This is a genomic window from Mesocryomonas lacus (genome assembly GCF_055730135.2).
Map to the genome: position 1 here is coordinate 1 of NZ_JBUZWE020000077.1, position 302 is coordinate 302.

A 302-nucleotide genomic window follows, 5' to 3' on the forward strand; every position below is an offset into this window, starting at 1 on the left:
GTCTCGAGTTGGAATGCCGGCGCTGAACGTTTCAAGGGCTACAAGCGGGAAGAGATTCTCGGGCAGAACTTTTCCCGCTTCTACGGCGAGGAAGACCGCAAAGCCGGAGTTCCCGAGGCTGCTCTCCGGACTGCCGAGACCGAGGGTCGCTTCGGAACGGAGGGCTGGCGGTATCGCAAGGATGGCAGCCGTTTCTGGGCGAATGTCGTCATCGATCCTATCTGGACACGTGATGGAAAGCTTCTCGGTTTCGCGAAGATCACCCGCGACCTGACGGAGCGGCGCGAGGCCGACGAGCTTCT

General features: G+C 60.9%; 1 protein-coding gene. It reads left to right on the top strand.

Going from position 1 to position 302, the window contains the following annotated elements:
* On the top strand, positions 1-302 hold a 302-nt coding region (locus ACZLZY_RS25005), incomplete at both ends, for a PAS domain-containing protein (protein WP_472936657.1).